At 69.0% G+C, this 21,377-nt stretch carries 22 protein-coding genes; 12 read left to right on the top strand and 10 right to left on the bottom strand.

The features are described 5' to 3' along the window. Positions 1 to 328: 328 nt before the first annotated feature. The 4 genes from EV137_RS39580 to deoC are packed head-to-tail and all read right to left on the bottom strand — an operon-like array spanning position 329 to position 4,615. Positions 329 to 1,342: a S66 family peptidase gene (locus EV137_RS39580; protein WP_134133297.1), complete on the bottom strand. Its 1,014-nt coding sequence runs from the start codon at positions 1,340 to 1,342 to the stop codon at positions 329 to 331. After that, a complete protein-coding gene (locus tag EV137_RS39575; protein ID WP_134133296.1) occupies positions 1,343 to 2,227 on the bottom strand; it encodes an aldehyde dehydrogenase family protein in 885 nt (294 codons plus the stop codon). Continuing rightward, the gene (locus tag EV137_RS39570) at positions 2,217 to 3,653 is read right to left on the bottom strand and encodes an aldehyde dehydrogenase family protein (RefSeq protein ID WP_134133294.1); all 1,437 of its coding nucleotides are present in this window, start codon (positions 3,651 to 3,653) and stop codon (positions 2,217 to 2,219) included. The genes EV137_RS39575 and EV137_RS39570 overlap by 11 nt, the downstream gene beginning before the upstream one ends. A gap of 5 nt (positions 3,654 to 3,658) precedes the next feature. After that, positions 3,659 to 4,615, bottom strand: coding sequence for a deoxyribose-phosphate aldolase (gene deoC, locus EV137_RS39565; protein WP_134004029.1), 957 nt, complete (start codon positions 4,613 to 4,615; stop codon positions 3,659 to 3,661). Positions 4,616 to 4,661: 46 nt separating this feature from the next. Between deoC and EV137_RS39560 the strand changes: the two genes are divergently transcribed. The 4 genes from EV137_RS39560 to EV137_RS39545 all read left to right on the top strand — a co-directional run bounded on the left by EV137_RS39560 (position 4,662) and on the right by EV137_RS39545 (position 7,806). Then, a complete protein-coding gene (locus tag EV137_RS39560) occupies positions 4,662 to 5,222 on the top strand; it encodes a PH domain-containing protein (protein WP_134133293.1) in 561 nt (186 codons plus the stop codon). A gap of 7 nt (positions 5,223 to 5,229) precedes the next feature. Beyond that, entirely contained in the window at positions 5,230 to 6,126 is an 897-nt protein-coding gene (locus tag EV137_RS39555) for an alpha/beta hydrolase (RefSeq protein ID WP_238175869.1), read from the top strand. A gap of 112 nt (positions 6,127 to 6,238) precedes the next feature. Beyond that, positions 6,239 to 7,201: a neutral zinc metallopeptidase gene (locus EV137_RS39550; protein WP_134004033.1), complete on the top strand. Its 963-nt coding sequence runs from the start codon at positions 6,239 to 6,241 to the stop codon at positions 7,199 to 7,201. 155 nt (positions 7,202 to 7,356) lie between these two features. Then, complete coding sequence (locus tag EV137_RS39545) at positions 7,357 to 7,806, top strand: hypothetical protein (RefSeq protein WP_133785185.1); 450 nt, start codon at positions 7,357 to 7,359, stop codon at positions 7,804 to 7,806. A gap of 38 nt (positions 7,807 to 7,844) precedes the next feature. On the opposite strand, the gene EV137_RS39540 is transcribed toward EV137_RS39545, so the two are convergent. Both EV137_RS39540 and EV137_RS39535 read right to left on the bottom strand, forming a co-directional pair. Then, positions 7,845 to 9,479 carry a phospho-sugar mutase gene (locus tag EV137_RS39540; protein WP_134133292.1) on the bottom strand — a complete coding sequence of 545 codons (1,635 nt, stop codon included), beginning with the start codon at positions 9,477 to 9,479 and terminating at the stop codon, positions 7,845 to 7,847. A gap of 9 nt (positions 9,480 to 9,488) precedes the next feature. Further along, positions 9,489 to 9,950 (bottom strand): gamma-glutamylcyclotransferase family protein, encoded by a 462-nt coding sequence (locus EV137_RS39535; RefSeq protein ID WP_133785189.1) that lies wholly within the window; start codon positions 9,948 to 9,950, stop codon positions 9,489 to 9,491. A 31-nt stretch (positions 9,951 to 9,981) separates the two neighbouring features. Between EV137_RS39535 and EV137_RS39530 the strand changes: the two genes are divergently transcribed. From EV137_RS39530 to EV137_RS39510, 5 genes are read left to right on the top strand one after another with little or no spacing between them, the layout of a single operon-like run. Then, positions 9,982 to 11,361 carry an NAD(P)H-quinone dehydrogenase gene (locus tag EV137_RS39530; RefSeq protein ID WP_134004039.1) on the top strand — a complete coding sequence of 460 codons (1,380 nt, stop codon included), beginning with the start codon at positions 9,982 to 9,984 and terminating at the stop codon, positions 11,359 to 11,361. Between the two features lie 51 nt (positions 11,362 to 11,412). Continuing rightward, on the top strand, positions 11,413 to 12,288 hold the full coding sequence (locus EV137_RS39525) for a hypothetical protein (protein ID WP_238175868.1): 876 nt from the start codon (positions 11,413 to 11,415) through the stop codon (positions 12,286 to 12,288). Positions 12,289 to 12,309: 21 nt separating this feature from the next. Beyond that, a complete protein-coding gene (locus EV137_RS39520) occupies positions 12,310 to 13,200 on the top strand; it encodes a hypothetical protein (protein ID WP_238175867.1) in 891 nt (296 codons plus the stop codon). A gap of 23 nt (positions 13,201 to 13,223) precedes the next feature. Beyond that, positions 13,224 to 13,466 carry a hypothetical protein gene (locus tag EV137_RS39515; RefSeq protein WP_134133290.1) on the top strand — a complete coding sequence of 81 codons (243 nt, stop codon included), beginning with the start codon at positions 13,224 to 13,226 and terminating at the stop codon, positions 13,464 to 13,466. A 48-nt stretch (positions 13,467 to 13,514) separates the two neighbouring features. Next, positions 13,515 to 14,114: a hypothetical protein gene (locus EV137_RS39510; protein WP_134133289.1), complete on the top strand. Its 600-nt coding sequence runs from the start codon at positions 13,515 to 13,517 to the stop codon at positions 14,112 to 14,114. Positions 14,115 to 14,171: 57 nt separating this feature from the next. On the opposite strand, the gene EV137_RS40930 is transcribed toward EV137_RS39510, so the two are convergent. Further along, on the bottom strand, positions 14,172 to 15,017 hold the full coding sequence (locus tag EV137_RS40930) for a hypothetical protein (protein ID WP_166680157.1): 846 nt from the start codon (positions 15,015 to 15,017) through the stop codon (positions 14,172 to 14,174). Between the two features lie 175 nt (positions 15,018 to 15,192). On the opposite strand from EV137_RS40930, the gene EV137_RS39500 reads away from it, so the two are divergent. The 3 genes from EV137_RS39500 (at position 15,193) to EV137_RS39490 (ending at position 19,024) form a co-directional block, all read left to right on the top strand. Further along, complete coding sequence (locus tag EV137_RS39500; protein ID WP_134133288.1) at positions 15,193 to 16,566, top strand: peptidoglycan recognition protein family protein; 1,374 nt, start codon at positions 15,193 to 15,195, stop codon at positions 16,564 to 16,566. Next, positions 16,563 to 17,747, top strand: a complete 1,185-nt coding sequence (locus tag EV137_RS39495) for a SpoIID/LytB domain-containing protein (RefSeq protein ID WP_134133286.1) — start codon at positions 16,563 to 16,565, stop codon at positions 17,745 to 17,747. The genes EV137_RS39500 and EV137_RS39495 overlap by 4 nt, the downstream gene beginning before the upstream one ends. A 110-nt stretch (positions 17,748 to 17,857) precedes the next feature. Further along, positions 17,858 to 19,024, top strand: coding sequence for a glycoside hydrolase family 76 protein (locus EV137_RS39490; protein WP_134133285.1), 1,167 nt, complete (start codon positions 17,858 to 17,860; stop codon positions 19,022 to 19,024). Positions 19,025 to 19,110: 86 nt separating this feature from the next. Here EV137_RS39490 and EV137_RS39485 read toward each other — a convergent pair whose 3' ends face one another. The 3 genes from EV137_RS39485 to EV137_RS39475 form a co-directional block, all read right to left on the bottom strand. Then, positions 19,111 to 19,962 (bottom strand): peptidylprolyl isomerase, encoded by an 852-nt coding sequence (locus tag EV137_RS39485; protein WP_134004047.1) that lies wholly within the window; start codon positions 19,960 to 19,962, stop codon positions 19,111 to 19,113. Positions 19,963 to 20,071: 109 nt separating this feature from the next. Then, positions 20,072 to 20,476 (bottom strand): VOC family protein, encoded by a 405-nt coding sequence (locus EV137_RS39480; protein ID WP_134133284.1) that lies wholly within the window; start codon positions 20,474 to 20,476, stop codon positions 20,072 to 20,074. Continuing rightward, on the bottom strand, positions 20,476 to 21,377 hold a 902-nt coding region (locus EV137_RS39475; protein WP_134133282.1), incomplete at its 5' end, for a biotin/lipoyl-containing protein. The genes EV137_RS39475 and EV137_RS39480, both read right to left, overlap by 1 nt.

Raw genomic sequence — 21,377 nt, 5'->3', positions numbered from 1 at the left:
ATCCTGCTGAACGTTCCAGGTGCATTGCATTCCCCACCCCCGCGGACCAGACCCGGACCGGGGAGTGCCCACCCGAAACGAGCAGCCCGCGCATCGAGCAGGAGAGCCGGTTCACCGGCGCCTTCGCCGGCCCCGCGGCCCGGCGCCGGATCTGGGGTGGATCTTCCCCCCCAAATCGGGACAAGATCCTCCCCAAGTCACATCCACCCGGCCTCACGCCGCTTCCCGGAACGTTTTCGTCACCGGCTGGCGTTTTTGTTCCGCAAACCACCACCCAACGGATCGTCACAAGCGCCGGATAACCGGGTCTGTTGGTCCGCGCGCTACGTCAGTAGGTGACCGTGATCCGTTCCGCGGCTGGGTCGACGTGGATCTGGCCGCCGTACGGGAGGACTTGCTGGGGGTCGGTGTGGCCGATGTCGAGGCCCTTCACGACGACCGCGTTCGGGTTGTACTCCGCGAGCGCGCGGTCGACCGCCAAGTACTGGCCGGTGACGTAGGCGACCGACTCCTCCGGCGTGAGGACCTGATCGAGTGACGTGGACTTCGGACGGCCCCAGAGGACTGCGTCGAAGCGTTCGAGCAGGCCGCGTTCGCCAAAGTTGCGGAGGATGCGGTAGACCGTCTCGGACGACGGCATCTCCTCGCTCGTCTCACCGAACAGCACACCGCCGTACGACTCGGTCGGGAGCATCCAGCGGTTGGCGGACAGTTGCCAGTCGAGGATCTCGATGCAACCGCCCCAGAGCTTTCCGCTGACCGCCCGCGATCTGCTCCAGGTCCAGCCGGTGCCGGGGAACAGTGGCGGTTCGGTCTCCAGGTTCTCCGGGACGTTCCAGTCGTGGTCGTGGTCGGTCCAGGCCTTCGCAGGTGTCAGCTCGAACTCGCCGCCGGTGAACATCGCCGCCCGCAGCGACCGCTCGGTGTCCGGGTGCATCGCGCCGCCGCGCCCGAACTGCACCATCACACTGCCGCCGTGGAAACCCGGCAACCCCAACGAATACAGGAAGTTCAGCAGGTTCGTGTTGTCGCTGTACCCGAAGAACGGCTTCGGGTCCGCCTGGAACACCGCCGGATCCAGATGCTTCAGCACGGTGATCTGGTCCTCGCCGCCGATCGACGCGAACACCGCGCGGATCGACGGGTCGGACCAGGCCGCGTGCAGATCCGCGGCCCGCTCCTCCGGAGTGCTCGCGAGCTTCCGGGTGGTCGGGTACTCGACCGGCTCCAGTCCGAAGTCGTCGCGCAGCCGGCGCAGCCCCAGCTCGTACGGCCCGGGAAAGATCTCCGGCAGTCCCCGGGACGGCGAGACGATCGCGACCCGGTCACCTGGCTTCAGCACTCAGACCCCGATCGGATGCCAGACGGTCTTCAGTTCGAGGTACTGCGTGAGGCGGGACAGGCCCTGGTCCGCGGACCAGTCCTCCTCGGCGGGACGGCGTACCCGCTTGAGGTTTCCGGCGGCGGCGATCTCAAGGTCGCGGGCCTCGTCGTCGGACGTGATGCCGCAAAGGTCGATCGCGTTGACGTCGTCGTGCGACGCCAGCCACGGCCCGATCTCGGACGCCGACCCGGTGAGGAGGTTGACCACACCACCGGGTACGTCGGAGGTCGCCATCACCTCGCCCAGCGTCACGGCCGGCAACGGGCGCTCGTACGACGAGACAGCGACGACCGTGTTGCCGGAGACGATCGCGGGCGCGATCACACTGGTCAGGCCGAGCAGGCTGGAGTCCTGCGGAGCGAGCACCGCGACCACGCCGGTTGCCTCGGGCAACGAGAAGTCGAAGTACGGTCCCGCGACCGGGTTCGAAGAGCCGACCACCTGGGCGAGCTTGTCGGCCCACCCGGCGTACCAGACCCAGCGGTCGATCGACGCGTCGACGACCGCCCGAGCCTTCGAGATCGACAGGCCTTCACCAGCGGCGACCTCCGCGCTGAACTGCTGGTGCCGGCCCTCCATCACCTCGGCGATCCGGTACAGCACCTGACCGCGGTTGTACGCCGTCCGCGCGTGCCAGCCGCCGAACGCCTTGCGGGCCGCGACGACCGCGTCCCGGGCGTCCTTGCGGGAGGCCTGCGACGCGTTCGCCAGGAACTTGCCCTTGGCATTGTTCACGACGTACGACCGGCCGGATTCGCTGCGGGGGAAGGCGCCGCCGATGTAGAGCTTGTAGGTCTTGCGCACCTCGAGCCTTGGCGTGGTGGCGGTGTCCTTAGTGGGCAAGGTAGGCCTCCAGACCGTGGCGACCGCCCTCGCGGCCGTAGCCCGACTCCTTGTAGCCGCCGAACGGCGACGTCGGGTCGAAGCGGTTGAACGTGTTCGCCCAGACCACGCCGGCGCGCAGCTGGTTCGCCATCCAGAGGATCCGGGAACCCTTCTCGGTCCAGATCCCCGCGGACAGCCCGAACGGGGTGTTGTTCGCCTTCTCGACGGCTTCGGCCGGGGTCCGGAAGGTCAGCACCGACAGCACCGGGCCGAAGATCTCCTCGCGGGCGATCCGGTGTGCCTGCGAGACGCCGGTGAACACGGTCGGCGGGAACCAGTAGCCGTTGGCCGGCAGCTCGCACTCCGGCGACCAGCGCTCGGCGCCCTCGTCCTCGCCGATCTGCGACAGCTCACGGATCTTCGCCAGCTGCGCCGCCGAGTTGATCGCGCCGATGTCGGTGTTCTTGTCCAGCGGGTCGCCGACGCGCAGCGTCCCCATCCGGCGCTTCAGCCGCGCGAGCACCTCGTCGTACACGCTCTCCTGGACCAGCAGCCGCGAACCCGCGCAGCAGACGTGGCCCTGGTTGAAGAAGATGCCGTTGACGATGCCCTCGATGGTCTGGTCGATCGGCGCGTCCTCGAAGACGATGTTCGCCGCCTTGCCGCCGAGCTCGAGCGTGACCGCCTTGCGGGTGCCGGCCACCGACTTCGCGGTCGCGCGGCCGACGTCGGTGGAGCCGGTGAACGCGACCTTGTCGACGTCCGGGTGCTCGACCAGCGCCTGACCGGTGCGGCCGGCGCCGGTGACGATGTTCACCACGCCCGGCGGCAGATCGGCCTGCTGGCAGATCTCCGCGAACGCGAGGGCAGTCAGCGGCGTGGTCTCGGCCGGCTTCAGTACGACGGTGTTGCCGGCGGCCAGGGCGGGCGCGATCTTCCACGCCAGCATCAGCATCGGGAAGTTCCACGGGATCACCTGGCCCGCAACACCCCACGGCTGCGGGTCGTCACCGACACCGGCGTACTCGAGCTTGTCGGCCCAGCCCGCGTAGTAGAAGAAGTGCGCGGCCACCAACGGGATGTCGACGTCGCGGGACTCGCGGATCGGCTTGCCGTTGTCCAGCGACTCCAGCACCGCGAGTTCACGTGAGCGCTCCTGGATCAGCCGCGCGATCCGGAACAGGTACTTCGCCCGGTCCTTGCCGCTCATCGGGCCCCAGACCTTGTCGAACGCCTTGCGGGCCGCGCGAACGGCCTTGTCGACATCCGCCGGACCGGCCTCACTGACCTCCGCGAGTACCTCCTCGGACGCCGGGGACACGGTCTTGAACGGCTTCCCGTCCGTCGCCTCGACGAACTGGCCGTTGACGAACAGCCCGTACGACGACTTGATGTCCACGATCGCCCGGGACTCGGGCGCGGGTGCGTACTCGAATCTGCTCATGCCTGTCAGTCCAAGGTGAAGTAGTCGGGGCCCGGGTAGTGCCCGGTGGCCAGCTTGGTGCGTTGCATCAGCAGGTCGTTCAGCAGGCTGGACGCCCCGAAGCGGAACAGCTCCGGGTCCAGCCAGTCCGGGCCGGCCGTCTCGTTGACGGTGACCAGGTACTTGATCGCGTCCTTCGCGGTCCGGATCCCGCCGGCCGGCTTGACGCCGATGTGCAGCCCGGTGGCCTCGTGGTAGTCGCGGACCGCCTCCAGCATCACCAGTGTGACGGGCAGCGTGGCCGCGGGGGACACCTTGCCGGTGGAGGTCTTGATGAAGTCCGCGCCGGCCAGCATCGCCAGCCAGGAGGCCCGCCGGACGTTGTCGTAGGTGACCAGTTCGCCGGTCTCCAGGATCACCTTCAGGTGCGCGTCGCCGGCCGCCTCGCGGATCGCGGCGATCTCGTCGAAGACCATCGCGTACCGCCCGGACAGGAAGGCGCCACGGTCGATCACCATGTCGACCTCGTCGGCGCCGGACGCGACCGCGTCCTTGGTGTCCTGGATCTTGATCGCGAGGCTGGAACGCCCACTGGGGAAGGCGGTTGCGACACTCGCGACGTTGATACCGGTGCCCTGCAGCTCGCGCTTCGCGGTCGCGACCAGGTCCGGGTACACACAGACCGCGGCGACCTGCGGAGCCGTGGGGTCGGCCGGGTCGGGCCGTTTCGCCTTCGCGCACAGGGCCCGCACCTTGCCCGGGGTGTCCTGTCCCTCCAGCGTGGTCAGGTCGATCATCTGGATCGCCAGGTCCAGCGCGTACTGCTTCGCGCTGGTCTTGATCGACCGGGTGCCCAGGGTGGCGGCGCGGGCCTCCGCGCCGACCTGGTCGACGCCCGGCAGCCCGAGCAGGAACCGGCGCAGCCGATCCTCGGACGAGGTCACGTCGGCCAAGCTGTCGACGCCGCTGTCGAGTGTGGTCACCCACGGCAGTCTAGTGCCGTTCCGGACTGCCGGTTACTTTGTGCGGGTGAAGTCGAAATCGCCGGAGAGCGAGCAGTACCTGTCCGCCTCGAACCGGATCACCGGGTCCATCGTGATCGTGATCGGGGCGCTCGGCCTGGTCGACATACTGCTGGAGTGGCGGACCGCGAGCGGGCTGCTGGTCGGCAGCGTCATCGGGATGTTCATCGTGCTGGCGTACGTCGGGCTGATCCGGCCGTCGGTGACCCTCAGCCCCGAGCACCTGCTGCTGCGTAACCACCTGCGCGACCACCAGATCCCGTGGTCGAAGGTGACCGGCGTCGACGTGACCGACATCCTCCGGATCCACACCGACGGCAACCGTTTCCGCGCCCCCGGTGTCCAACTGGTCATGCGCGACCTTCGCAAGCAACGGGTCGGCGGTCGCAAGCTCTCCGCGGACAGTTCGATCTCCAAGGCCGACTTCGTCGTCAACCGGATCGAGCACCACCAGGAGCAGTACGCCGGGAAGTCCCAGGGTGAGGTGGTGAGCGGCTGGGCGGCGCCCGAGCTGATCGTCTTCGGCGTGCTGGCCGTGATCGCGGTCGTCGCCGCCGTGGTCCGCTGACCGGCGCGTGCTGACCCGGCGCGCGTTCGTCCGCACCGGCGCCGCGGCGGCGGTGGCCGGCGTCGCCGCGGTGGCCGCGCTGGAAACGGGCGTCGTCCCCGGCCGCGCCCGGGTGCACGACCTTCTCGGTCTCACCGGCCAGGACGGCGTCGTACCCGACGTACCCGCGGGCCCGGTGGTGTCCGGGAGCTTCGACTCGTTCGGCCGCCGTACGAAGGTCGGCTACAGCATCATCTATCCGGACGGGTACGACGCCTCGGCCGAGCTGCCCGTCGTCCTCGTCCTGCACGGTCGTGGGGGCGACCACACGTCGGCCGTCAACGATCTCGGCATCGACCGCTACCTGACCGCCGCGGTCCGGGCCGGTACGCCGCCGTTCGCGCTGGCAACCGTGGACGGCGGACGGGACAGCTACTGGCATCGCCGGGCGGACGGCAACGATCCCGGGTTCATGCTCGACCAGGAGTTCCTCCCGCTGCTGACCCGTCGGGGGCTGCAGACCAGCCGGTTCGGCGTCCTCGGCTGGTCGATGGGCGGGTACGGCGCCCTGCTGTGGGTCGCCCTGCACTACTGGCAGCGCCGGGTCGGCCCGTCCGCGCGAGCGGTCGCGGTCGGCGCGCTCAGCCCGGCGCTGTGGCACAGGTATGCCGACGTACAGCCGGGAGCGTTCGACGACGCCGCGGATTTCGAACGCAGCCAGGTGTTCGACCGGCCGAGCGGATTCCGCGACGTTGCCGTCCGCATCGACTGCGGCCGCGACGACCCGTTCGCCGACGCCGCCCGGGAGCTCCGCGAGCAGTTGCAGGCGTCCGGCGGGCAGCAGGCCGGCGTACACACTCCTGGCTACTGGCGGCGCATGCTCCCTGACCAGCTGCGATTTCTGGGCGAAAAAGTCGCCCGCTGAGCGGAACTGTGGCGTGAATCGCCGCGTCAGAGCCCGTGTTCAACCCTTGAGTGAACCCCTGTGCACTCAGGATTGGTCCGACAGGTCCCTAGACACATCGAGAGTGGAGCTCATGGTCAACCTCTCCCGCTACACCCTGCGTGGCATGGCCACCGTCGGTGCCCTGGCCGGCTTCGCCGCGCTGGCGCTGCCGAACGCCCAGGCCGCGCAGACCTCCAGCACGACCAAGACGGCTGCGACGGCCGCAACGGCGACGACCGCCGACCCGGCGATTCCGAACGGCCACCAGCCGATCGTCATCGGTAACCCGCCGGCTGGTGACGGCCTGACCACGAAGGCCTCGCTGACGAACGTCGTGCGCTACAACCGCCTGTACAAGACGGGGCCGATCACCCCGTCGAAGTGCAAGGAGGTCAACGTTTCGCTGCGCACCTACACCGGTGTCAACCAGTACCTCTCGCAGCTGTTCCGCTGCACCTACGCCGAGTGGGCGCTGCCGCTGAAGCAGGCCGGTGCTGCGTACAAGGTGGCCCCGACGCTGGTCGTCACCACGGCGCGCACGATCAACTCGTACTGCGGCACGGTGACCGACACCGCGTTCTTCTGCGCGTACAACGGCCGGTCCTGGATCTACATGCCGACCGCACAGATCATCAGCTTCTGGAAGTCGAGCCCGACCCTGGCGCGGGCGTACGCGACCAACACGCTGGCGCACGAGTACGGTCACCACGTCCAGTGGCTGACCGGCATCCTGAACGCGTCCTGGCAGCGTCAGCGCGCCTTCAGCACCTACGCCGCGCAGCTCGAGGAGAGCCGTCGTCGTGAGCTGCAGGCGTCCTGCCTCGGCTCGGCCAGCATCGCCGCGAACAAGCGGTACTACCCGATGAGCGGTGGCCTGTACCAGCAGTGGGTCTACGTCGTGACGAACTCCGGCGACCAGCCGGGTGGCGTCCGTGACCACGGCTCGCTGAAGAACCACCGGTTCTGGTCGTTCGCCGGCTTCAACGCCTCGCGCAGCTACGCCGTCGCGGGCAACTGCAACACCTTCAACGCAACCTCTGCCTACGTCTCCTGACGTCAGCACGTAACTCGGCCGCCCGGTACGCGTTGGCGTACCGGGCGGCTGTTTCTTTTTGGCGACACCTGCACGATCTGCGATCGTGTGGTTACTTGTTTCGGGTGCGGACGCCCTAGAGTTCTTGAGTCGAGCATCGAACGGCAGGAGTCACAGTGAACTACGACGAGTTCAACACCGAGTACGCGAAGGTGCTGGACAAGATCAAGAGCGGCCGGAGCACCTGGTCCGAGCTGTCCGGGCACGTCACCCGGCTGCGCCAGGCGACCGCGGGGATCACCGTGCCGGTGGAGCGCACCCAGGTCGACCACGACCTCGCCGCGCTGAGCCAGATGGTGGACATGTCCCGGCGTACCAACGACAAGGAGGACGTCTGGACGGTCACGTCGGACGCGATCCGCAAGGCCAGCAGCCAGGAGGGTACGGTCGCGGACCGGATCGCCCGGATCGAGGCGAGCATCAACGACATCACCGCCCTGGCCAACCGGAACCCGGACGAGCGGGACGCGCTGATGCAGTCCACCAGCACGCTCCGCATCCTGCACTCGTCGCTGCAGAGCTCCCTGCACGCCGAGGAAGCCGAAGCGGCCGCAGCCGCCCGCTGAGCTCCAGAGCCACCCGCCAGGTGTTCTGAAGCTGAGGCCTAGATACCTGCCGCGGCAGCCAGATCCGACTTGACGGCTGCCAACGCGGTCGCTGCCTGAGCGCGTGCCGCGGTGACGTCCGTCGTGACCGGGACGACCACCTCGAGATAGCACTTCAGCTTGGGCTCCGTACCCGACGGGCGCACGACCACGCGTGCGCCGTCGGACAGCGTGTACCGCAGCCCGTCCGTCGGGGGCAACGACTCCGTCCCCTTGCCCAGGTCGTCGATCCGCTCGACCGCGTACGCCCCGAGAGCCGTGGGCGGCGTCGCGCGCAGCCGGTCCATCGCCTGCGCGATCAGCGACAGGTCCTCGACCCGCGCCGCCAACTGGTCGGTCGCGTGCAGTCCGTGCTTGACCGCGAGGTCGTCCAGCAGGTCGAGCAGCGTGCGTCCCGCCGCCTTCGCCTGCGCGGCCAGCTGCAGCACCCGGACCAGCGTCGACACGCCGTCCTTGTCCTTCACGGCCGCCGGATCCACGCAGTACCCGAGCGCCTCCTCGTAGCCGAAGACCAGCTCCGGCACCCGCCCGATCCACTTGAACCCGGTCAGCGTCTCGACGTACCGGACGCCGTACGACGCCGCGATCTTGCCGAGCAGCGACGACGACACGATCGAGCAGGCCGCCACGCCGTCGGGGCGTGACGACAGCAGGAACTCACCGAGCAGCGCGCCGAGCTCGTCGCCGCGCAGCATCCGCCAGCCTCCCGCGGCCGACGCGTCCGGGACGGCGACCGCGCACCGGTCCGCGTCCGGATCGTTCGCCACCGCGATGTCGGCGCCCATCGAGCGCGCCAGTTCCAGCGCGGCGTCGATCGCGCCCGGCTCCTCCGGGTTCGGGAACGAGACGGTCGGGAAGTCCGGATCCGGGTCGGCCTGCGATGCCACCACCTGCGGTACGGCGAACCCCGCACGGGCGACCGCTGCCTCGACCAGGGTCCGCCCGACGCCGTGCAGCGGCGTGTAGGCCACGTTGAGATCCCGTGGTGCATCCGCCGGCACCAGCTGGGCGATCCGGTCCAGGTAGGCGTTCAGCAGGTCGTCTCCGGTCGTCTGCCAGTCGTCGCCCCGCGGTACGTCGGCCAGCGTTCCGACAGCGGCGATCGCGGCCGCGATCTCGGCGTCGGCCGGCGGCACGATCTGCGAACCGTCGCCCAGGTAGACCTTGTAGCCGTTGTCCTGCGGCGGGTTGTGCGACGCGGTCACGACCACGCCGGCCACCGCGTGCAGATGCCCGATCCCGAAGGCGACGACCGGCGTCGGGGCCGGCCGGTCGAGCAGTACGGCGTCCAGGCCGGCGCCGCGCATCACGGCCGCGGTGTCCTGCGCGAACACGTCCGACTTGTGGCGGGCGTCGTACCCGATCAGGACCGGGCCGTCGGTGAGCCCCTTCGCCTTCAGGTACGCCGCGAGTCCGGCGGCGGCACGGATCACGACGACCCGGTTCATCCGGTTCGGTCCGGCGCCGACGGCACCGCGCAGTCCCGCCGTACCGAACTCCAGGGTGCCGGAGAAGCGGTCGGCCAGCTCCGTGGTGTCTCCGGCGTCCAGCAGCCCCTGGAGCTCGGCGCGGGTGTCGGGGTCGGGGTCCTCGCGCAGCCAAGCTTCGGCGGCGCCCTTCAGATCATCTGTCACATGGGCACTCTAATGACCCGACGACTGACAAGGCCGTGAGCGGATGTCCGCCACGTAGTCGTCGGGTGCCCCGGCCGCCTCGGCGGCCTCGGCCAGGATGCCCAGGTAGCGGGCCGAGGGCAGGCCGCCCTCGTAGGCGTTCAGGACGTACATCCAGGCCAGTTGCTCGCCGTCCAGGGTCTGCACCCGGACCTGGATCTTGCGGTAGATGCCCTGGTCGATCGCTTCCCACTCGTCGAGGCGCTCGACGTCCTTGGGGTGGATGTCGTAGAGCGCCACGAAGACCTGGTTGGTGGGGTCGGCCGGGTCCTCGACCACGGTGGCCATCGCGCCCTCCCAGCCGAGCTCCTCGCCGCCGAAGGTGAGGCGCCAGCCGGTGATCCAGCCGGTCCCGCGCAGGGGCGAGTACGGGCACCGCTCGGACATCAGGTTCGGGTCCAGATTCGACGCAAACGCGGCGTACAGGGTCACGGAATCAGAGGATACGGAAGAATGACCTCCCGTGGCGCGAGTTGTGATCATCGGAGGCGGTCCAGGCGGGTACGAAGCGGCCAGTGCGGCCGCCCAGCTGGGCGGGGAGGTGACGGTCGTCGATTCCGACGGGATCGGCGGTTCCGCCGTGCTCACCGACTGCGTACCGAGCAAAACCCTGATCGCCACCGCGGAGGTGATGACCGAGGTGGAGGAGGCCGGGGAGCTGGGCGTCCGGCTGGACGACGGCGACGACGACCCGGCGAACTCCGTGCGTGTCGATCTCTCCGTCGTCAACAAACGGGTGAAGGCGCTGGCCACCGCCCAGTCCGAGGGCATCGAGCGCCGGCTGGACCGCGACAAGGTCCGGATCGTCAAGGGCCGCGGCCGCCTGGACGGGCCGGAGACCGTGGTCGTCGGCGACGAGCGCCTGGACGCCGACGTGATCCTGATCGCCACTGGAGCAAGGCCTCGCATCCTCCAGGGCTCCGAGCCGGACGGCGAGCGGATCCTGACCTGGGAGCAGGTCTACGAGCTCGACGAACTGCCCGAGCGGCTGATCGTGGTCGGCTCCGGTGTCACCGGTGCGGAGTTCGCCAGCGCGTACGACGCGCTCGGCAGCGACGTCGTCCTGGTGTCGTCGCGGGACCGGGTGCTGCCCGGTGAAGACGCTGACGCGGCAGCAGTCCTCGAGGACGTGTTCAAGCGGCGCGGACTCACGGTCCTGGGCAAGTCCCGGGCCGAGTCGGTCAAGCGGCAGAGCGACGGTGTCGTGGTGACGTTGACCGACGGCCGGAAGGTCGAGGGCTCGCACGCCCTGCTCGCGGTCGGCTCGCTGCCGAACACCGACGACATGAATCTGGTCGAGTCGGGCGTGTCGCTGACCGACGGCGGCTTCGTCCAGGTCGACCGGGTCTCCCGGACCACGGCCCGCGGCGTCTACGCGGCCGGCGACTGCACCGGCGTACTGATGCTGGCCTCGGTGGCCGCCATGCAGGGCCGGATCGCGATGGCGCACGCGCTCGGCGATGCCGTCACCCCGTTGGACCAGTCAACGGTCTCCGCCAACGTCTTCACGGCCCCCGAGATCGCGACGGTCGGCCTGACCCAGGCGGTCGTCGACGCGGGCGGCAGTACGGCGATGGTCGTCAAGGTGCCGCTGGCCGACAACGCCCGCGCCAAGATGCAGGGTGTCCGCGACGGTTTCGTCAAACTCTTCTGCCTCCCCAACACCGGCATCGTCGTCGGCGGTGTGGTGGTGGCCCCGCGAGCCAGCGAACTCATCCACCCCATCTCGCTGGCCGTCGGCGCCCGCCTGACGGTCGACCAGGTGGCACAGGCCTTCACCGTCTACCCCTCGGTCTCCGGCTCGGTCGCCGAAGCCGCCCGCCGCCTGCACCTCCGCAGCTGAGCTCGATCAACTCGCCGCAACTTTGGCGGCGGAGGCTGCATCGTCTGAGGTGTGAAGAGCTACCTGAGACGAGCCTCCACCGCAGCAACGGCCGCCGTACTGCTGGGTGCACTGACCACCATCGCCCCGGGTACGGCGACCGCTGCCGCGTCGGCTGCCTGCAAGATGCAGCTCCAGCCGGTGACGAGCGGCGGTGACGCGCCCAACACGACCATCACTGCCGGGACGCCACCGACCGCGAAGACCGTCGCCGGACCTCATCTGTTCTCGCCAGGAGCAGCGCGGGTCAGCTCGACCTGGCGCTGGGACGCCGGCTCGAACGACGGGTACGTCGTCCTCGGATCACACCTGTACCAGGTGTCCTGGGGCTACGACGAGATGACCGGCGAGCTGTACAACTACCAGAATCCGGTCGGGGGCGGCTGGGACAAGTTCACGATGTTCGAACAGGCCACCTACGGCTCGCCGGCGACCCGGATCGCGCGCTACGGCCTGCGCAACGACGGCGTCCTGTTCCGCTGGACCAGCTGGAAGAACGTCCGCCAGTACGCCGGGTTCTCCGCGGTGAAGGCGATGACGCTGATCAGCGAGACCAAGACGTACGACACGTTCCTCGCCACCACGCGCGGCGGCGCGCTGTACACGATCCACATTCCCGCGGACACCCGGCTGCAGCCGACCGTGAAGAAGATCCGCACCTCGACCTGGCAGGGCTTCGAGACACTCGTGGCCGAGCGCTGCGGCACGCAGAGCACGTTGCTCACGGCAATCGACAAGGACACCGGCAGCGCCTACCTGTACGCCGTCGGGCACGCGAACGGCACGTCGACCGTGATCCAGGGCCTCGGCAAGGTCTCCGGCACCTTCAAGGACCCCCTCGTCTCACTGTGGCGCCTCGACGGCGCACCACCTCGCAACGGCGAATAACCACTCCTGAAAGGCATTTCGATGAAACTGAACCGGGCTTCCGCAGCGGCGGCCTCCGCTCTGCTCCTCGGCGGGTTGGCCGCACTGCCGGCCGGCACCGCGACCGCAGCCGGTACCGCGACCGCCGGCGCGACCGCCGCCTGCTCGATCAACCTCGGCTCGATCACGGCCGCCGGGGACATGGCCAACGCCACGGTCACCGCGACCTCGCCGGCCACCGTCAAGCGGTCCACCGGCCCGCACATGTTCTCCCCGGGACTCGCGAAGCTCGCCTCGACCTGGACCGACTCGCTCGGCGTCGGGGCGGACTACACGGTGTACGGCGACGTGATCGTCAGCGGAACTCTGTACGCCGGCGCGTACGGCGTGGACTCCGCGGGCAAGCCGTTCACCTCGCTGAAGTCCCGCGGCGTCGGGTACATCGGCTACAAGGCGATCGAGTCCTCGTGGTACTGGGGCAAGGTCGACCGGACGGCGGACTACCGGCTGCGCGGCGACGGGGTCCTCTACCGGTACACGGGCCGGGTGGTGACGCGCTGGCCGGGCTACTCGTCGGTGAAGACGATGGCGCTGATCAGCGAGACGCCGACGTACGACACCTTCCTGGCCACGACGAACGGCGGCGCGCTCTACACGATCCACATCCCGGTCACGGGTACGCCGATCGTCAAGAAGGTCCGCACCTCGACCTGGCAGGGCTTCGAGTACCTGGTGGCGGAGAAGTGCGGCACGCAGAGCACGCTGCTTGCCGGCATCGACAAGGACACCGGCTCGGCCTTCCTGTACGCCGTTGGTCACGCCAACGGAGCCTCGACCGTGATCAAGGGCCTGGGCAAGGTGCCCGGTGACTTCAAGGACCCGGTCTACTTCCTGAACACCGCCGAGGGAAACGCCCCGCTGTTCGGCGAGTGAGAAACTCACAAAAGGAACCTCTGATGAGCCTGAAGCGCGCTTCCGCGGTCGCGGCCTCCGCCGTACTGCTGGGGTCCCTGGCAACTCTTCCCGCCACTACGGCGAGCGCATCCGCGTCCGCCGCCTGCACGATGACCGTCGGATCGATCACGAGCGGCGGTGACATCGCCAACACCGACGTCACCGCGACGGCACCGATCACCTCCAAGCGCACGGCCGGCCCTCATCTGTTCACTCCTGGTGTCGCCAAGTTCAGCGCGACCTAGACCACGCGAGTCACACCGCCGTCCGGCAGGTCCACCAGCGGTGAGCTCGTGCTCAACTCGGCGCTGTACTCGGCCTGGTACGGCACCAAGTCCGACGGGACGCCGCAGAACGGGATCAGCAACGGCAGCAAGGGCTGGCAGGGTTACCACGTCGTCCAGACCTCGGTCTACTCCGTCCCGGGCGCGCCCTACTGGAGGGCCACGTACGGCCTGCGGAACGACGGCGTGATGTACCGCTGGAGCGGCGAGTACGGTGACCTGGCCCGCTACACCGGCTTCGCGTCGGTGAAGACGATGACGCTGATCAGCCAGACCAAGACCTACGACACCTTCCTCGCGAACGCCCGCGGCGGTGCCCTGTACACGATCCGGATCGCGCGGGATCCCAAGGTGCTGCCAGTCGTGAAGAAGCTCCGCACGTCCACCTGGCAGACGTTCGAGAACCTGGTCGCCCAGAGGTGCGGCGTGCAGAGCACCCTGCTCACCGCGATCGACAAGGAGACGGGTTCGGCCTACCTGTACGCCGTAGGCCACGCAGGAGGAGCGTCGACTGTGATCAAGGGCCTCGGCAGGGTGCCCGGCACCTTCACCGACCCCGTCGACTACCTCCGGACCGACGAGGCGATCCCGCCGCTGTTCGGCGAGTGAGGACAGCACAAGGCCCCGGTGACCAGCTGGTCACCGGGGCCCTGTCGCGTTCACGCTCTAGAAGTCGCCGCCGAAGTCTCCGCCGCCGAAGTCGAAGCCGCCGCCGTCGCCGCCGTCGCCACCGTCGAACGGGTTGTAGTCGCCCCCACCGTCACCGCCGCCATCGCCTCCGCCGTCGCCGCCGAAGTCTCCGCCGCCGTCATAGCCGGCCGCGTAGTCGCCGTACCCGCCGCCGGCGAACATGCCGCCGAGCATCGTGCCGAGGAACATGCCGGTCATCACACCGCCGAGCGCGCCGAACATGCCCTGCGCGTACGGCGAGTAGGCCGGGCCGGCCTCCCAGTACGGCACCCGCTGCGGGCCGACCATGACCTTGCGGACGTCCGGCTCGGCGCCGGCGCGGACCCGCTCGGCGTCGGCCGCACAGGCCGGCACCTCGCGCTGCGCGCCACCTGGCGGCGCCCACATCACGTCGACCACGGACGGGCCGTGCTGCGGGTTGAAGAAGCACGACGGGCGACGCTGCGGCAGCGGTTCGCCGGCCACACGGGCGCGCACACAGGCAGCGGCGTACCGGCCGTCCTCGAGGATCTCGATCACGTGCTTGATCTGATCTGCCTCGGTGACCTGGCCGACGGCCTGCTTCGCGGATTCGTAGGAGTCCAGCGCGCGCTGGTAGTCCTGCCGCGCACCGTCGCCGAGGTCCTTGCCGACCATCTCCAGGTCGAGGTCCTGCAGCTCCTCGCCGAACCGCGTGATGTCCTCGTCGGCGGTCCGCTTCACCGACTCGAGCTCGGCGGCCGTGATCTCGTGCTGCTGCTTGGTCTGCAGCTGGGTCCGACGGTACGAGCGGTACGCCAGAACCGCGATCACCACCACGGCGATGATCAGGATGAATTCCATGTCGGGCCTCTCTCGGGGGCTTTGGGGAGAGCCTATCCAACCCCTCAAGACGGGCCACGCCACGCAGGGTGACGTAATCCCGGGAAAGCGGTCACCGTCGGCGCATAATCGAGAAGCGCGCCGCCCAGCGACTGTCCGTCCCCGCGCCGGAAGGCCAAATGTGGGCAATACAGCCATGGGCAAGACTGCGCGACTAGTGCCGCTCGTGCTGACGGCGGCTGCCTTGGTCCCGCTACCGCACGAGCCGCCCGATCGCTCCTACCAGGAGATCCCGCTCGACGGCCCGTCCGTCCGAGCCGTGACCACACCGTTCGGCATGGTCGGCATCACCTGGCCCGCAGGCGTCCAGGGAGTGACGGCGAAGGTTCGCGTCCAACGTGACGGGCAATGGACCGATTGGCAGCCGCTGCAGATCGAGGACGATCACGGTCCCGATCCATCGGAGCCCGAAGGAATTGAGCGCGCCGGCACCGAGCCGTTGTGGGTCGGTAACGCCACGGGTGTGCAGGCGAGTGCGGTGACTGCTGCCGGGGCGGTCTCCGACGCCAAGGTGGTGCTGATCCAGCCCGGCGTGCTCGGCTCCGACTCCGAGGAGCCGGGCGGCCCGATCGAGGCGGCGTCGAGCAGGGCGCCGTACCCGATGCCGTTGATGGTGAGCCGGAAACGGTGGGGCGCGGACGAAAGGCTCCGCGCGCTGAACGGTGCCTCGTGCGTGCGGCCGAAGTACACGAAGACTGTGCTGGCGGCGTTCGTCCACCACACCGCCGATCGGAACGACTACACCCGCACGCAGGTTCCGGCGATGGTGCGGGCGATGTACGCGTACCACGTGAAGAGCCGCGGCTGGTGCGACCTCGGGTACAACTTCCTCGTCGACCGCTTCGGCCGGGTCTTCGAGGGCCGGTACGGCGGTGCGCAGCTGCCGGTGCTCGGCGCGCACACGTCGTCGTTCAACGCGAACTCGTTCGGCGTCGCGGTGATCGGAAACTTCGAGCAGACGGCACCGCCGCCGGCGATGCTGGAGTCCACGGCCCGTGTGATCGCGTGGAAACTGGACGCCAACTACCGGTCGCCGCTGGCCACGATCTTGCTCGACGGAAGCCGCCTGCACACGGTTTCCGGACACCGCGACACCAAGGCGACCGCGTGCCCGGGAACCCAGCTCTACAACAAGCTCGGCTGGCTGAAGCAGCGCGTGAACACCTTGATGAGCGGGAGTTTCTCGACCCCGATCTACGAGTACGCACGGAAACTCGGTTTCCGGAGCCTCGGCCAGCCGTTCTGGGGCGAGCACCGGACCCGGACCGGCTGGGCGACGTACTTCGGCACCCGCGACGTCTTCTACTCCGTTGCCACCGGCCCGCATTCCACGTCCGGCGCTTTCCGGACCCGGTACCGGCGGCTCGGGGCCGGCAGCGCGCGGCTCGGGCTGCCGATCACGGATGCCTATCAGGTCGCGGGCGGAGCGCGGCAGAAGTTCCAGCGTGGCTGGCTGGTCTGGGACCGGCGCGACCGTCAGGTCCATCTTGTCTACGGGAGACCATCATGAGGAAACGTGCGATCGCGCTGGTGGTGCTGTCGTCCACGGCGATCAGTGCGACGGCCCAGGCGCGCGAGGTCGTCCCGGACGCGGCGCCGGACACGACGATCAACGGGCGTGGATTCGGGCACGGCCGCGGACTGTCGCAGTACGGCGCGCAGGGTGCGGCGCTGGCGGGGAAGCCGGCGAAGCAGATCCTCGACTTCTACTACCCGGGGACGACGACCGGGAAGGCGACCGGCAGCATCAGGGTCCGGGTCAGCGCCGACACGACCGACGGCGTGCGGGTCGGTGCGGTGAGCGGGCTCGCGGTCCGCTCGCTGGCCACCGGCAAGGTGTACGCGTTGCCCAGGGCATCGACCAGGAATCAGTGGTCGATCGACCCGAACGGCGAGCACGGCGCGAAGGTCAGCTCGTACGACGCGAAGACCCGGAAATGGAAGCTCTACAAGACGTTCACGGGGATGGCGCAGTTCGAGGGCGCGGCCGTGATCGGGCTGGTCCTGCCGAGTGGCGCCGTACGCCGGTATCGCGGTGCGCTGCGGGCGATCGACGTGTCCGGGGCGCATCTGGACACGGTGAACGTGCTGCCGCTCGAGTACTACCTGCGGGGTGTCGTACCCCGGGAGTCGGTGTCGAGCTGGCGGCCGGCCGCGTTGCAGGCGCAGGCCGTTGCCGCCCGCACCTATTCGGTGTTCCACCGGGCCCGCGCGGCGCGGAAAGCGTATGACTTGTGCGACACGACGTCCTGCCAGGTGTACGGCGGATACGACTCGGAGGAGACGTCGACGAACAACGCGATCGCGGCGACCGCGGGACAGGTCCGGCTCTACAAGGGCAATCCGATCATCGCGGAATTCTCCTCGTCGAACGGCGGAGCGACGGCGGCGGGCGATGCGCCGTACCAGCTCACCAAGGTGGACGGCTGGGACGCGTACCCGAAGAACGGGAACCCGAACGTGACGTGGACCGTGACCCGGACGGCCGCCGAGATGCAGGCGGTCTTCGACGTCGGCTCGATCCGCTACGTCCGTGTCCTGAAACGGACCGGTGTCGGCCCGGGCGGCGGGCGGGCACTCACCGTCGAGGCGGCCGGGTCGCGCGGAAAACGTGTGCTGACGGCCGACCAGGTGCGGATCCGGCTCCACCTGCGGTCCGCGTGGATCAGCTTCCCGGCCCGCACGCCTTGATATACCAACCGTTCTGCTCCGAGTGCCTGATGGCTGAGGCATTGACGGGGTGTCTGTGCTCCGGTTAAACATGACATCGCTGTCAACCACCGCCCAGGAGGAGCAGGCCGATGCGCAGAAAGATTGGTATATCAACTCGTCTGGCCGCCGGAGTACTCGCGGTCGCGGTCCTCGGGTCGCTGAACATGACCACGGCCAGTGCCGCCGACGCCGGGACCGACCCGACCGCAGCCGCTCGGGCGCGTGCGTCGTACGACGCGATCAACAAGTACTTCGACGCCGGCAAGGGGCTGCTGCTGGAGGAGTACCCGAACACCCAGAGCAACCCGTACTCGTACGTCTGGCCGTACTCGCAGGCGGCGATCGCGGCCGAGGACCTGGCCGGCGTACCGGGTGCGGGCCGCGCCGGCTCCGCGGAGGCCGATCGGCGGCTCGCGGCGTACGAGTTCTACTGGAACGCCGGGACGACGCCGCCCGGGTACGACTCGTACGTCCGGCCGCCGAACGGTCAGGGCGGCGACAAGTTCTACGACGACAACGAGTGGATCGGGCTGAACCTGATCCAGCGGTTCAAGCGGACTGGTGACCGTGCTGCACTCGCTCGCGCCAAAGACATCTTCGCGCTCGTCGTCCACGGCTGGGACACGGATCCGTCGCACCCGTGCGCCGGTGGCGTGTACTGGACCCAGGCGCCGTGGAGCCAGGACCGCAACACGGTGTCGAACGGCCCGGGTGCCGAGCTCGGGGCGCACCTGTACCTGCTGACGCGGGACAAGTCGTACCTGACCTGGGCCCAGCGGATGTACCAGTGGGCGCAGGACTGCATGCTCGCGCCGAACGGGCTGTACTGGGACCACATCGACCTGGCCGGCAACATCGAGAAGACGCAGTGGAGCTACAACCAGGGCGTGATGCTCGGCGCCGGCGTGTTGTTGTTCAAGGCAACGGGTAACGTCCAGTACCTGCGCGACGCGAAGTCGGTCGCCAACGCCTCGCTGGCGTTCTACAACACGCCCGAGATCCTGGCGAAGAACGGTGCGGCGTTCAACTCGATCTGGTTCAAGAACCTGTTGATCCTGGACTCGGTCGCGCCGGATCCCCGCTACCGCAAGGCGATGCAGTCGTACGCCGACTACAACTGGAACACCACCCGGGACCCCGCGACGAACCTCTACAAGTTCCGTGAGGGATCGGTCGAGCTCCTTCAGCAGTCCGGTATCACCCAGGTCCACGCGCTCCTGGCGTGGCCGCGCTCGCAGTACCACCTGCTGGCCTGACGCCAAGGAAACAGCCAACACCCACCGCGCCTGACAACACCGCGCCGCCCGTCCCCGCAGGGGGCGAGCGGCGCGGTGGTTCTCTCTCAGGCTGCTGCTGATGCTGTCTTGATCTCCACCGGCGTGATCGGCGTACCGTCCTGGGGGCCGTTCTGCGGCGTGACGCCGGCCTCCGCGACCTTGTCGATCAGCTTCACGCTCGGCTCGTCGATCGTCCCGAACGCCGTGTACTGCGGGGTGAGCCCGGAGGCGTCGCCGTACACGATGAAGAACTGGCTGCCGTTCGTGTTCGCGCCGGAGTTCGCCATCGCGAGGGTGCCGCGGCCGTACTTCAGGGTCGGGTACACCTCGTCCGCGAAGCTGTAGCCCGGTCCGCCGGAGCCGCTCCCGCTCGGGTCGCCGCACTGCAGCACCTGCAGGCCTTCACCGACTGTCAGCCGGTGGCACTTCGTGTTGTCGAAGTACTTCTGGCCGACCAGGCTCAGGAAGCTCTTCACCGTGCAGGGCGCGAGTGCGCTGTCCAGGGTGAGCTGCAGGTCGCCGATGGACGTGTTCAGGCTGACCTTCGACGTACCCGACGCCTTGACCTTCCCGTCGGCCGGCGCGTTGACCTTCTTCGCGGCCGGCTCGGCGGACTTCTTGTACGTGCAGTTGACCTCGGACGCGAGCGGCGTCGCGCGCTTCGGGGCCGGTGCCATCGCGGTCGGGATGCTGGCCGGCTTGTTCTCCGGCGCCGCCGACGCGGAGGAGGCGGCCGGCTTGTCGTCGCCACCCACCCCGAACACCACGAAAACCCCCACGAGAACCACGACCACCGCCGCGACCGCAGTCATGGTGATCCCCAGATTCCGCCGCTGTCGCCGCCGCTCGAGCTCCCGCTCAGCCTGCCGCTTCGCCTTCCGCGCCGCCAGCTGCTGCTGATGGGTCTTCTTGGACATGCAGTAACCCTCCTCACCGAGACACCTGCAGGGAACCTACAGCGAAAACCTGAGAACTGTCTGTCAATCCCGACAGACCAATTCCCAGCGGGGGTCACCACAGGCGCTGTCAGGGCGAGCCGGCGCCCCAGACCAGGCAGAACTCGTTGCCCTCGGGATCGCGGAGGACCTGCCAGAGGCCGCCGTCGTAGATGTCGTCGGCTCGGGTGGCGCCGAGGCTCAGGGCGTGGGCGATGGAGCGGTCCTTGGTGTCCGGAGGGACGTAGAGATCCAGGTGGAGGCGGTTCTTGCGGACCCGTTTGCCTTCGGAGACCCGCGCGAAGTCCAGTCGCACCCGTCCGCCGTGAAGCTCGACGACGCCGTCGTGCTCGGGACGCAGTTCGCCGCCGAGCAGTGCCTGCCAGAACTGCCCGAGCCGCTCCGGATCCGTACAGTCGATCGCCACCGCATCGATCACCGGCACCGGCAGGTACGCCGCACCGTCGTCGGCGTCCTGCACGGGCTCGGAGGGCATCAGTCCTTGATCTCGCAGATGGCGGCGCCCGCCGAGACCGTGGCGCCTACCTCCGCACTGAGGCCGGTAACGGTGCCGGCCTTGTGGGCGTTCAGGGGCTGCTCCATCTTCATCGCCTCGAGGACCACGATCAGGTCGCCCTCGGCGACGGTCGCGCCTTCCTCGACGGCGATCTTGACGATCGTGCCCTGCATCGGCGACGTCAGCGCGTCGCCGGACGCGGCCGAGCTCTTCGTCCCGCCCGCCCGCCGCGACGGCTTCTTCTTCGACCCGCCGGCAGCGGGTGCGGCACCGATCGCACCGAGCCCGGCGGGCAGAACGACCTCGAGCCGCTTGCCCCCGACCTCGACGGTGACCTTCTCGCGCTCGGCGTCGGACGGCGCCTCGGCGGTCGGGCCCTCGTACGGCGTGAGCTGGTTGTCGTACTCGGTCTCGATCCAGCGGGTGTGGACCTTGAACCCGTCCGTCCCGACGAAGGCCGGGTCGGAGACGACCGCGGCGTGGAACGGGATGACCGTCGGCATGCCCTCGACGACGAACTCACGCAACGCCCGGCGCGACCGCTCCAGCGCCTGCGTCCGGTCCCGCCCGGTGACGATGAGCTTCGCGACCAGTGAATCGAACGCGCCCGGCACCCTCTCGCCCTGGTCGTACCCGCCGTCCAGACGGACACCCGGACCTGACGGCGCGTGCCAGCGCGTCAACGTCCCCGGAGCGGGCAGGAATCCGCGCCCGCCGTCCTCGGCGTTGATCCGGAACTCGATCGAGTGCCCGGAGATCTCCGGGTCGCCGTATCCGAGCTCCTTGCCGTTGGCGATCCGGAACATCTCCCGGACCAGGTCGAGCCCGGTGACCTCCTCGGAGACCGGGTGCTCGACCTGCAGTCGCGTGTTCACCTCGA

Origin of the sequence: Kribbella pratensis, from assembly GCF_004366075.1 — a bacterium.
In the GTDB taxonomy this organism is placed as follows: Bacteria; Actinomycetota; Actinomycetes; order Propionibacteriales; family Kribbellaceae; genus Kribbella; species Kribbella pratensis.
Note: the sequence above shows the minus strand (reverse complement) of the source record. Positions and strands in the feature narration are given on the sequence as shown.